Below are 12,353 nucleotides of genomic sequence, written 5' to 3'. Positions count from 1 at the left end.
CATTGCTTTCGATTCTTTAAAAAAACAGTTATTCGCAACTCATTAGGGAATAACTGCTTTTTATGATTATTTTGTAATGACATCCACTTCGGCATAGCCAGCTACATTATCTCCAAAGGTGTTTTTCAATGCACGCAACTTAATATAACGCCCCATTACCGGTGTAAAATTTTTGATTTGCATTAAAGGGTTATTTTTTATATTCGAAAACTCACCTTTATCAACTAATTTCCAACTCACATTGTCTTCTGATGTATAGAACTCGTAGGTAGTAATAATACCAGAACTCCATTTATTTTGATCAGGCGTGTATTTAAAACCAACAATGTTTTTACTATTTCCAAGATCAATCACTAAATCTATCGGCATTTTATTGTCTTTATAATGCCATACAGTAGCTGGATTTTCGTCAAATATTGCAGTAGCGTTATTATCCTTTATCCCTACTAGTTTCCAGTCTTTTTTAGAAATATCAAATTTTTCTACACTTACCGGACTGCTCTTGTCTGCAGTAGGATCATAAGAAATTGCTTTTATCTCCATTTTACCGTCTGCTACAAATGGCCCTGTATATTTTTTTGAATTTGAAGTCGGTTCACTACCATCTAGTGTATAGTAAAAAATGGGTCCAATATCATTAGTAGATATCATTACTTCACCTGATTGATTTCGGATAATAGCAGGGGCATACAAGAATACCGGAGCATCATAAATCCCGATATTGGAAATAACAGGATTGCATTTTGAGTCAGTAACATTGAATCGTAGCTGAGTTGCTTTTACAGCGGGAAAACGAAGGATTCTTTTGTAACCAATGGTAGTTCCTCTTGCTACTTCTTTCCAGTTTCCATCCACAAGGGCTTCAACTGTAAAGGCTTTCACACGTTGACCCAAACGGATGTATTCCTGCGCCATAAAACGGTTGAACAGTGTTGGTTTACCCAAATCTATTGTTAGTGATCCCGTTTTTGTATTATCATCCGTAGTCCAATAGGTGTTTTTCTTTCCATCGACCGCCAAATCAGCTCCAAACTTTTTTGATTTTTGACGTACATTTGAAGCACTTGCTTTTTTGTTTTTGGCAATATTTATTGCAAAAGATTCTTTTACAGCTTTACCAAATTCGATGGCATTCTTTTCGTCGGTTGGGTGAATCAAACCGTTTGGCATAATTGGAAAATTAAGCAACATGGTTCCATTGCGTCCGATAGAATTGTAGTAAAGATCCATCAATTGAGGAACGGTTTTTACTTTGTTATCTTCGTCTGGATGGTAAAACCACTCGGGACGAATAGAGGTATTTACTTCGGCCATAACCCATTTATTTCCATTTTCCACTCCAAAATGCAAATTGTTCCACGGAACATCACCTGTTGCGTTCAAAAGACTCCAGTTGGTTTCGCCTACAAATCCTTCTTCAGTACCTACCCAACGAAGATCTCCCCTTTCACCACCATCGTTCCAAATCACACATTTAGGCTGCAATTTATGAATCAATGCGTAGGTGGTTTTCCAGTCATAATAGGTAGTCGCATCAATCTTACGAACTTCGTTAGCACCACCATAATATCCATCTCCACCATTGGCACCGTCAAACCACACTTCAAAAATTTCACCATAATTGGTAAGAAGCTCTGTCAATTGGTTTCTGAAATAAGTAATATATTCCGGTTTTCCGTAATCTGGATGATTTCTGTCCCACGGCGAAAGATAGATACCGAATTTCAGCCCGTATTCTTTACAGGCATCGGCCATTTCGCGAACCATATCTCCTTTACCATTTTTCCATGGAGCATTTTTTACCGAATACTCCGTGTATTTAGAAGGCCAAAGCGAAAATCCACAATGGTGCTTGGCAGTAAGAATAACTCCCTTCAACCCAGTTTCCTTGCAAATACGTGCCCACTGGCGACAATCCGATTTTTCTGGATTGAATAGTTTGACATCTTCATTTCCAAATCCCCAAGACTGATCCGTATAGGTATTTAACGAAAAATGTACAAAAGCATACGATTCCATTTCCTGTACCCTCATTTGGTTCTCCGATGGAGTCGGACCACAAGCTTGTGGTAACTTGGTCTGTGCGAATGAAGCACTAACTAAAAGGGAAGAAAGTAAAATTCCCCAGAAAAATTTATTTATCATGTTTTTTAATTTATTTGTATTATTTGGAGACTACTTGAACCGCAAATAACACATTTCATTATTATTTATCTTACAACACCAACAAATCCTCCTCTTGGAAGACATTCAATTTTTAATGTATCTCCTTTTTTGACTTTTATTGTTTCTGAAAAAAAAGATTTATCGTCTTTTCCGTCTTTGATAAGCTGAAAGCTATGGCTTCCTTTGCCAAGAAAATCAAATTTTACCAGTAAGGTCTGAGCTGTATCTTTACCGTTCAGCCCGGCGATATACCACTGATTTCCTTTCTTACGGGCCATAATGACTTTTTCTCCCGGATAACCGTCGATTAATTTTGTATCGTCCCAGGCAGTCGGAACCTGTTTCAAAAAGTTTTTTGGTTCTGTCGGCAAAGATTCATACGCTGATGGCCTGTCGGCAAAATGCTGCAACCCTGATTCAAACACAACTGACAAAGCCAGCTCGTGCCCATAAGATGTGATATGCGGATGTTGTGAATTTGAAAAGGTAACAGGAGTGTAATCCATCGAACCAATTACATTTCGTGTAAACGGAAGTGTGGCATTATGATCTGCTGCTTTATCAGTCAATACCCCATTATTGTTATACCATTCTGCGCCGTATACTGCCTCTGTTGTCATCAGGTTGGGATAAGTACGCGCCCAGCCGCGGGGAACTGTTGCCCCATGAAAATTTACTAACAAATGGTATTTAGCCGCATCTTTCAAAATGTCGATATAATACTTCATCATATCCTGCTGGTCGCCGGCAAAAAAATCGACCTTGATTCCATAGACACCTATTTTATTGAGCCACGAAAATTCCTTTGCTCTTTTTTCTGCTGTAAGCAAACGGTCATTCGGTGTGGGGTCAAGCCAGATTGTGCCGGAATTATACCACATCAATGGTTTTATACCTTTGCTTTTTGCATAGTTCACTGCATCGGTTATATTCCCGCCATTGGTCATTACATCCCATTCCCAGTCGATCAGCACATAAGGCCAATTCATTTCTACGGCTAAATCAACATATTCAACTACTTTTTTGTAGTCTTTTGAACCGTGATTGTTTGCCCAATAGATCCACGAAACCGCACCGGGCTTAATCCAATCTGTGTCTTTCAATTGATTCGATTCGCTAACATCTGTAACCAAAGTTGACTCAACAATATCTGACAATTTTCCAATGATAAGTGTGTGCCACTGGGAATTCCATGGCAATGTAGCCTCAACTCCTATCTGCTTAAAATTATCACGGGCAGAAGGGTATGCAACCTGATATTGGTTAGGATTTTTTAGGTTGGATAATTTTGCGGCACAATTGTTTTCGCTGATATCCGCTTCAGAAATTAGCCCCCAAACTGGTTGATTATTCACTTTATATAAAGCTGGAAAGCCCCATTCCTGCTCTTTGTTAGTCGATGAACCAGTTTTACTGAATGGAAAAAACTTTTCATACGAAACATCATAAACCTGCATCCAACGCTCTGTATTTTCGGGCAATACATAAGTGGTAGCTTCGCTAATGATATTAACCCTTGCATCTGATTGGTTTGGAAATACATAACGAAATGCAACGCCATCATTATAAACCCTGAAGACAATATCCAATGGCTGATGATTGGAATTTTGAAAACTGAATGTTATTTCAGTACCTAAATTTTCGCACAGTTGGCGTTTGCCACACACCATTTCATACTTATCGTGTATTGAAACAGGCTTTGACTCATTAACAAAACGAAGGTTGTCTGCAAACTGCTCATCGGCACGATTAATGCCTAGTTTTGAATCTGGCAATACTTCTGTAAACTTATTTTCAATTTTATACAATACCTTAAAAAAAAGATGGTGTGCAGCATTTTTTTCAAGCAAATTCAAAACAACTTTTATTTTACCGTCAGGCGAAATTATTTCCTGTGCATTTGCAATAAATGAACTTAAAATAAAAACCAGAAAACAGATCGTATGTTTCATTACTATTCTCATGTATTAATTGTTTTGCGTTGATGTAATAATTATACTTTTCCCTTCCAATCCATCTGATGATACCGATAATTTAATTTCACCTGCCTGATGATTGCTTTTTATCACAACCAGTGCTCGTCCTTTCCATGCTTTGCGTGTATTACCCACGTATTGTTCGAAGTCTTTCAAATCAGCATTATCTACTCCGGCAATGATACTTGGTCCTTCGATTTTAAAATGCAAACGGTTCGTTGCATTCGGCTGGAATATCCCATCCTTATCTGTTATTTCAATAGTTATGAATGATAAATCCTGTCCGTTGGCCAGTATTTCTTTTCGGTCGGCTGTCAATTTTATTTTTACAGCATCGCTTGCAGTTTGCAGAATGGTTGATTCCATTTCCTTATCATTTTCTACTCCAACAGCTTTAAGCAAACCTGCAGCATATGGAATAGGAAAAGTAGCCTTGAATTGCTCTTCTTTACTCGTTTTTTGTTCACCAATAAGTTTGTCGTTCAGGTATAACCTTACTTTGGGGTATTTGGAATATACCTCAACTTCAATATTTTTTCCTTCAAAACCCGGCCATGTCCAGCTCTCCCATGTTGGATATACCGACCACCAGGTTTCTTTGATTTCCAGCGGTTCCGGGGCTGGTTCACGAACTGCCATATAGAGTTTCTCGTTCGTATTATACAACAGGCTTCTGTAATGTGAAATGGGTTTTCTCCATCCAATCAAATCTATATCACCACAATAAGCGCCATGATAAGGGAAGAAATCATTTTCCCAATGCTGGCCGGGAACTTCTCCAGAATAATAATAACGTCCGATACCTGACTCACCCAAATAATCCATGGCTGTCCAAACGAAATCCCCGATCACATAATTGTTTTCCTGTACCAGTTTCCAGTTATTAAAAGCATCTTTTGGATAGGACTCGGTTTGGACTATGATTCGCGAAGGCACTCTTTTATGATCGTCCGCAGCAGTATGCAGGTTGTAATTGTAACCGGCAACATCGTGTACTGCCATCAGTGGATCAAATATTTCCCAATTCTTGCCGCTGTTTACAATTGCTGATGTAACAGGACGGGTATTATCTATTTTCTTTAATGCATCGGATAGCATTTGGGCCGTTTTCACAGCCTCAGGATCTGCTCTCTCAGGTATTTCGTTGCCTATGCTCCACATAAAAACTGAAGGATGATTGCGGTCACGCAATACCATTGCTTCTAAATCACGTTGCCACCACTGGTTGAAATACTTCGAATAGTCGTTACTGTTTTTTCCAATTTTCCAGCAATCGAATGATTCGTCCATTACCAGCAAACCCAATCTATCGCAGGCATCCAAAAATGCTTCAGAAGGCGGGTTGTGGGATGTCCTCACGGCATTGAACCCACCGGCTTTGAGCAATTCTACTTTGCGCTGCTCGGCACGGTCAAAAGCGGCAGCACCAAGGCAGCCGTTATCGTGGTGTACGCAACCACCATTTATTTTTACTGTTTTTCCATTAAGCTGGAACCCATTTTCGGCAGTAAATTTTAGGGAGCGGATACCAAAATTGGTTTTTGTATCGTCCAGCACTTTTTTATCCTTTACTACCTGAACTTGGGCCTGATATAAATGCGGCGTTTCTGGTGTCCAAAGCATCGGATTTGACACTTGTATGGTTTGGGTTATTTCTTTCTCGCTATTGGCAGGAACCTCAACCTTTACCTGACCATTTCCCGCACTTTTAGAATTCTTGTTCCAAAGAAGGGTTTTTACAATAACGCTCTGGGCGGATGCGGTTTCATTTTTGATTTTGGTTTTTACCTGTACTGTTGCCTTTTTTGAAGATACCCCGGGAGTCGAAATAGCAACACCCCAATGTGCAACATGTACAGGATTTGAAGTCATCATCCAAACATGTCGGTAGATTCCCGAACCACTGTACCAGCGGCTGTTCATCTGTTGTGAATTGTCGACACGCACAGCAATAACATTCTCTTTTCCGAAATTCAGATAAGGTGTAAGGTCATAACTGAATGAGGAGTAGCCATAAGGATAAACACCCAGCGATTTTCCGTTGATAAAAACTTCCGAATTCATATAAACACCTTCAAAATAAATAGCTGTTTTTTTTGCTTTCCATTCATTAGGTACCTCAAAGGTTTTGCGGTACCAGCCAATTCCTGACGGAAAGTACCCGCCGCCTCCACTGGTAGCATTTTTGGGGTGAATTTTTCCTTCGATACTCCAATCGTGGGGCAAATCAAGTTTACGCCAGCCTGCATCATTGAAATCGTTTGTTTTGGCTTCAGTGACTTCGCCTAAAAAGAATTTCCAGTCATAGTCAAATAATTGTTTTCTTTCTGTACCGTTTTGGGCATTGCCTGAAAAAGAACTAATAAATAGTATAAATGCGAATACTATTTGTTTTGCAAAATATTGTTTTTTGTATGAATTTAAGCTCTTCATTTTGTTGTGTTTATATTTCTAATTTTATTATCCAATTATGATTCTTTTCGAAAACCTATTTATTTCCCAATGTATTCCATTTTTTTAGCCTATTATTTGACTCTTGAAATAACATCCTTTATTATTGTAAGTTCCCTACAGAAAAATTGATGTTATTTTTACCCTCTTTTAGTTGCCTTTGAACGCCATTCCAAATAAAAACCCCGTCCAAATGAATTGGTAAAGTAATTTCGCCACGAAGGTTATTTTTATCTTTTTGTAATTTAACATGAATATCACCCAGCGTATGTGGCATGGTTGCATCAATATTTTTCAAACTTCCAAAATTAGGTTCTATCCTTACGGATTTAAAGCCTGGCGAAGCGGGTTTAATACCACTTACTAAAGATAAAAAGTAATAAACCGGAGAGGCGCTCCATGCATGACAATCAGAACGTGAGGGGTCAGGAGTTTCCGCAAAAGTGGTCAAACCAATATCTACCATTTTTCTCCAAGGAGTTAATGCCGGAATAAATTGGTCAGCCTGTCCAGCTTTCTCAAGTGCTTCAAATAGGTAAAATTTGAAATATAAGGTGCATTGTGCCAAATCTTTGTCGTTGAGAAGAGCACTAACTATTTTAGTTTTATCAGTTGTTTCTGGAAATGTATTCGTCAAAATCGCTAAAACATTAGCATGTTGACTAAAAGTATTCTTTTCAGGAGAATCGGCAATCAATCCTTTATTCGAATCGAAACATTTATCAAAAACAGCTTTTTTAATTTTATCCGCTAAATTTCTATATTCAACAGCCATGTCATGCATTTTGTATGCCTCGAAAATAGCCGCTCCTTTTTCCAACGTATAAACATATTGTAAACTGAGTATAGACGAATTACCATTGTGCGCTGCAGGTGGATTGCCATTTTCCCATTCTTTTGAATTAACCCAATCAACAAAATCCCACCATTCAACAGGACCTAACATACCAGTTGAGTCAATGCGGCTTCTAAACCAATTGAGAGTTTCCTGCATTCCTGGAATCATTGATTTAACAAAAGCAGGATCATCATTTAGCATCCAATAATCATAAACCATTGTAACCCAAACCAACGAAAAGGTTGGAATAATCTGGATTTGATTACTTGGAAATCGGCTTTGTGTTATGCCAATTGGTAATCGCGAATCGTGTAAAGCAGCTATTGCTTTTTTAGTTAATCTGGAATCGCCTGAAACGTATGTTGAAACCAATGCCTGAATTCGGGCATCGCCAATATATTGAAGCTGCTCGTAGTATGGGCAATCAAAAAAAGTCTCATTTGCACATAAACGTTGTGTTCGCCAGCCAACATTCCAAATATCCTTTATCTGGGGATTATCACAATTAAACAATGCCTTTTCTTCTAATGGATATGCTGAAAAAATACTGTAGAAATCGTTTAAAACAAGTGGTTCGTCCTTGGTTTCTATTTCCAATTCAACATATCTGAAGGTCCGCCACCACAATGTCTGGAATACACGATTGTTTTTTCCATCACAAATTATAATATCAGAGTTGCCTGTTATCTGTTTATTTTCAATGTCATTACGGTTGCCTTTATTTCCGTTATGATCCAATAAACTTTCGGCATAAGTCAGTTTTATGGTGGTTTTCCCTCCTTTCGAGAAATTCAGCACAGGATATGCCGTTGTTAATACCTGTTGGTCTATAAGTAATTTTACTTTCGAATTTGCTGCAATAGTGATGGGTGTTTTCCCTTTCAGGAATCCTTCCGGAATGTTGGCAATATCAGAACGGCGGACTTTAAAAAATCGCTGTTCTTTTTCTTCCATTAAAGGTATTTCCCTTTGTGAAAGCAAATGGATTGATGGCCCTCCCCATTCTCCCATACAACCAACAGGTTTTCCTGTTTCCACCTCCTGGGCTTGTTTCCACTCTGTTGCATTAAAATCAGTATCCATCCAATTCCAGGAATGTTTTTCGCAATTAAACTCCTCACCCTCTCCCGCAACATAATATTGATTAATGCTTACCGAAACAGGTTTATGTGCCGTACTTTTTAGAACAACCCACCTGGTATCTGAGTTAATGATCTTTTCCTGATCCGTATTTCCCTGAATTATAAATCCTGTTTGCCCCGAAATCTGGGCTAAAGGACGATGCCATCCGAAATTCCAAACTATTGAAGAAATGATATTTTTTCCAGAATGAAGATAAGACGAAATATCTATACTCTCGAAATTCCATTTGAACAAATGGCTTCTGGAAGGGCCATTACAGACAGATACACCATTGACATACAGCTTATAGCGATTATCTGCCGAGACATGAACAATAAATTTATCAGGCTTTGCATTTATTGAAATTTCTTTTCTGAATAGATAAACTCCATAATCCGTATTTGAATTATCAGGATAAGAAATCCATTTTGCAGCCCAAGGCTTGCGAAGCAATTCAGGATTGATTTCTGTTACCTGTTTTGCCGTAAACCTAGTGTCTGCATATGATATAACACCCTTTTTCTGTGCACTACCATTTAGTGACAGAAAAAAGAGAAGTATCATTGTACTCATTAAATGAAGACGAATTGGATTTTCCTTTCTCATGGATATTTCAGGGAGATTGATTCCCTATTTATTTACTTACTTAACAGTCTTAATAACTACTTCGGTTCCTTTTAGATTATCTGATAATGCTTTTATCTTGATTTTGCCAACTTGTTTATCCGATTGAACCAGCACCATACAATACCCATTGAAAGCCATACGTTGACTGCCTTTGTCCGGTTCATGACTATTCGGATTTCCGTTAGCTACACCAATTATCTTTCCTGAACCTTCAATGCTAAATTTTACCAAATTATCGGCTGTTGGCACAACCCTCCCTTTGGCGTCTTTTATTGCAACTTTTATTACAGCCACATCACATCCGTCCGCTTTTAATGTATTTACATCGCTGTCTAAAGCTACTTGAGCAGGAGCTGTGGTCGTTTCCACTATATCTTTGGTAACTAATTTTCCGCTTTTATAACCTTTAGCTTCTAATTTCCCTGGTTTATATACCAAATCCCAAATTAGTTTTTTATAAGGTTCAGCCTTTTTCTTTGCTATGCTTTTCCCATTAAGGAATAATTCCACTTCGTCACAATTGGTATAGCAGTGCACCTGAATGGAATCACCTTCTTTACCTGTCCAATTCCAGTGTGGAAAAATATGTACCGTAGGAATAGTTGTCCAAGCTGCCTTATAGGCATAATAACCGTCTTTTGGAAAACCACAAACATCCATAAAGCCAAATTGAGAAGCGACACTAGGCCATGAAAATGGTGTTGGTTCACCGCGATAGTCGAACCCTGTCCAAACAAATAAACCACCTAAATAGGGATAATTAACTATATCAGCCCAATCTTCTCCTGGATAAGGTCCCCAACCTGGTTGCCATAAAGTTGAATTAGAACAAATGTGTTTCCACCAACTATTTTCATATTCCCCACGGGTAGAAACGAAGCTTGTTCCTTCGGTACAAAACATGACACGATCAGGGTGATTCTCTTTATCTTTTATATACGCCAATTCCTTGTCTCCATAATTATATCCTACAACATCCAGTACATCTGCGTAGCCGCCATCATTTCGGGCATGGTTCATAGCCGCTGTAACTTTGCGGGAAGGATCAATCTTATGGGCAGTTTGAACCATTGTTTCCATAATTCGGGTTCCCATTACCGTTCCCTGCATCGCTTCTTCATTTTCTAAGCTCCACATAAATATTGATGGATGGTTTCTGTCTCTGTACAACATCGTGGACAAATCCTCTAATCCATCTTTAGAACTTGACAAATGACGGTTTTCATCCAATACCAACATTCCTATACTATCGCACATATCAAGTACTTCGGGTGTTGGCATATGGTGCGTACAACGATAAGCATTGCTTCCCATTTCTTTAAGCACTTTCAATTTGTACCAATTTATTTTATCGGGAAGTGCAATTCCTATACCTGCAAAATCCTGATGGTTACAAGTCCCTTTTACAGGATATAATTTACCATTGAGGAAAACACCATTTTTGTTAATTTCTACTGTGCGCACACCAAAGGTAGTTTCGTAAGTATCTATAATATTTCCCCCTTCAGATACTTCTGTTAGCACTTTATACAGATTTGGCACTTCTGGCGACCAAAGTTTAGGCGTTTTAATTGTCCCCATTTGGGAAATTTCAAGTTGTTCAAAAGGAGCAATCGAGTGACTGGAAGTTTGAGTATCAAGCACCATCCCTTTTTTGTCAACTATTTTCGAAACAACTGTACTATTCTTGACTGTTTTATATTCATTTTTCAATGTGGTTTTTATGCTTACAGTTGCTTCTTTATCAGAAATTGCGGGAGTGGTAACATATGTACCAAATCTTGCAACATGCAGCCTATTGGTTTTAACTAACCAAACGTGTCTGTAAATACCACCACCTTCATACCACCAACCTTCGGGTTGAGTAGCATCTACTTTCACTAAAATCACGTTTTCACCTTCATTACCATAACGCAACACATCGCTAAGATTATAGTTTGATGGTGTATACCCACTGAGATGGGTTCCTAAAAGATGACCATTGACCCAAACGGTGCTACTCCTGAATATCCCGTCAAATTCAATGGATATTTTCTTTCCTTTGTCGGATTCGGGTATTTCAAATTCTTTGCGATAGACCCCTATCCCGGTTGGTAAATATCCATTCCCACCAGGCTGACTACCCAGCGTATTATCATTCACAAAAGTTCCTTCTATTACCCAATCGTGAGGTAGATTTACATTTTGCCAATCGGCAGGAAAAAAAGACATACTACTTTTAACATTGGTATAATCAATAACGGTATCTTTCTTCTGAATTATTGAAACATTAATATCAGTTATTCCTCCCTGACCAACTCTAACAACCTGTTTCATGGCAATATCTCCTTTGTGGAACTGCCAGTTGAAATCAAAATTTTCTTTAACCCTTTTAACTGTAGAGTTCTTTTCATTCTGTGACAAACCTTTTACTGAAAACAGAAATGCTAAAAAAGCAAGTCCATTAAAAAAAAAACACCGTTTAAACACCTTATTCATATATAGTTAATTTTTTATTATCAGTCCAGTTTATAAATTTGCTCCATTAATTGCCATTTCTGGTCGGCAGTTGCATTGGCTGAGCTATCCTGAAATTGCGACATCTGTGCTTCCCATTCGTTTTGACGTGGTTTAAGAGCCAAATTTGTCATTAATTGTATATTTTAACTTTTAAGATTATAATTGTAAATTTATTTCCTTGAATTTTTCCAAAAATTGAGCAATTATTTTTAATAGCTGACAACTACAGGATGTTTGTTTTCAAGTTGTATTTATAATTCACGTATCGTTCCGCTTAAAGGGATTACTTCTTTATCCATTTTTAAAAAGCAAGTTATCGTATGATTTTTAAAATTAATTACCTGGCTCACTCCTAATCCGTCTTGTTCAACCCAAGAAACAAACAATGAATCATTATTCAAATGCTGTGTATAATAGGTTTCAACAGCTTCTCTTCCTTTTTCCGTTCCCTTGACACATTTCCAGTGAAGTTGTCTGTCCGATTTAAAATTCACTACATAAACATACTCCCCATAATTGTACTCAAGTGTTTTTCCTGACAAGTTGATAAGTTTTTCAGTTGAAATTTTATCAATCTCATTGGATTTTGAAACTTTGTCCTTTCCTTGCTCTTTACAAGAAAGAATAAAGCTCATCATTAGAATTGCGAGAATTGTTTTTTTCATATCTAGATA

7 protein-coding genes are annotated in these 12,353 nt (G+C 38.0%); all 7 read right to left on the bottom strand.

Translation table 11 applies throughout. The features are described from left to right. Positions 1–66: 66 nt before the first annotated feature. A complete protein-coding gene (locus tag J2W48_RS08840) occupies positions 67–2,145 on the bottom strand; it encodes an alpha-L-fucosidase (RefSeq protein ID WP_310280411.1) in 2,079 nt (692 codons plus the stop codon). A 65-nt stretch (positions 2,146–2,210) separates the two neighbouring features. Continuing rightward, on the bottom strand, positions 2,211–4,130 hold the full coding sequence (locus tag J2W48_RS08835) for a glycoside hydrolase family 97 protein (protein WP_310280409.1): 1,920 nt from the start codon (positions 4,128–4,130) through the stop codon (positions 2,211–2,213). Between the two features lie 3 nt (positions 4,131–4,133). Then, a complete protein-coding gene (locus J2W48_RS08830) occupies positions 4,134–6,575 on the bottom strand; it encodes a glycoside hydrolase family 2 TIM barrel-domain containing protein (RefSeq protein WP_310280408.1) in 2,442 nt (813 codons plus the stop codon). A gap of 121 nt (positions 6,576–6,696) precedes the next feature. Further along, entirely contained in the window at positions 6,697–9,159 is a 2,463-nt protein-coding gene (locus tag J2W48_RS08825; RefSeq protein ID WP_310280406.1) for an alpha-L-rhamnosidase-related protein, read from the bottom strand. A gap of 36 nt (positions 9,160–9,195) precedes the next feature. Then, the gene (gene galA / locus J2W48_RS08820; RefSeq protein ID WP_310280405.1) at positions 9,196–11,658 is read right to left on the bottom strand and encodes a beta-galactosidase GalA; all 2,463 of its coding nucleotides are present in this window, start codon (positions 11,656–11,658) and stop codon (positions 9,196–9,198) included. A 20-nt stretch (positions 11,659–11,678) separates the two neighbouring features. Beyond that, a complete protein-coding gene (locus J2W48_RS08815) occupies positions 11,679–11,810 on the bottom strand; it encodes an L-rhamnose mutarotase (protein WP_310280404.1) in 132 nt (43 codons plus the stop codon). Positions 11,811–11,930: 120 nt separating this feature from the next. After that, positions 11,931–12,344, bottom strand: coding sequence for a MoaF-related domain-containing protein (locus J2W48_RS08810; protein ID WP_310280402.1), 414 nt, complete (start codon positions 12,342–12,344; stop codon positions 11,931–11,933). Between the last annotated feature and the right edge of the window lie 9 nt (positions 12,345–12,353).

Origin of the sequence: Flavobacterium piscis (assembly GCF_031457575.1) — a bacterium.
Lineage (GTDB): Bacteria > Bacteroidota > Bacteroidia > Flavobacteriales > Flavobacteriaceae > Flavobacterium > Flavobacterium piscis_A.
Note: the sequence above shows the minus strand (reverse complement) of the source record. Positions and strands in the feature narration are given on the sequence as shown.

Bases quoted from the DNA above. Each gene is read 5' to 3' on its own strand.
- J2W48_RS08840 (WP_310280411.1), bottom strand. From the start codon at position 2,145: ATGATAAATAAATTTTTCTGGGGAATTTTACTTTCTTCCCTTTTAGTT.
- J2W48_RS08835 (WP_310280409.1), bottom strand. From the start codon at position 4,130: ATGAGAATAGTAATGAAACATACGATCTGTTTTCTGGTTTTTATTTTA.
- J2W48_RS08830 (WP_310280408.1), bottom strand. From the start codon at position 6,575: ATGAAGAGCTTAAATTCATACAAAAAACAATATTTTGCAAAACAAATA.
- J2W48_RS08825 (WP_310280406.1), bottom strand. From the start codon at position 9,159: ATGAGAAAGGAAAATCCAATTCGTCTTCATTTAATGAGTACAATGATA.
- galA (WP_310280405.1), bottom strand. From the start codon at position 11,658: ATGAATAAGGTGTTTAAACGGTGTTTTTTTTTTAATGGACTTGCTTTT.
- J2W48_RS08815 (WP_310280404.1), bottom strand. From the start codon at position 11,810: ATGACAAATTTGGCTCTTAAACCACGTCAAAACGAATGGGAAGCACAG.
- J2W48_RS08810 (WP_310280402.1), bottom strand. From the start codon at position 12,344: ATGAAAAAAACAATTCTCGCAATTCTAATGATGAGCTTTATTCTTTCT.